Below are 355 nucleotides of genomic sequence, written 5' to 3'. Positions count from 1 at the left end.
CGCTGGCGCAGCCAGGTCAGCTCCAGCCTGCTCGATGGCCAGCTGGAGTACGAGCAGGAGGCCAAGGGCCCCGGCACCATCCGCGCGCGGCTGAGCCAGCTGCGTGTGGGCCAGGAGGGCGCCGACAGCAAGGCCGCCGCCAGCCAGGATGACGCGCTGGGCCAGGAGCCCGGGCAGTTGCCCGCGCTCGATGTGGTGGTGGAGGACCTGCGCTGGCGCCAGCATTCGGTGGGCCGGCTGGAGGTGCAGGCCGTCAACCAGCGCGAAGCGGACAAATCCTGGTGGCAGCTGAAGAACATGGTGCTCTCGAACGATGCCGCCAGCCTGCAGGCCAGCGGCGACTGGGGCGCCAAAC

The 355-nt window shown here is 71.0% G+C and carries 1 protein-coding gene; it reads left to right on the top strand.

Annotation, left to right across the window (positions count from 1 at the left end; all coding sequences use genetic code 11):
• Nucleotides 1-355 (top strand): hypothetical protein (locus H928_RS32855; protein ID WP_204366301.1); only part of this gene is annotated, 355 nt, incomplete at both ends.

This window comes from Comamonas sp. B-9 (assembly GCF_000410635.1).
Lineage (GTDB): Bacteria > Pseudomonadota > Gammaproteobacteria > Burkholderiales > Burkholderiaceae_C > Comamonas.
This window is presented reverse-complemented; position numbering and strand designations above follow the sequence as displayed.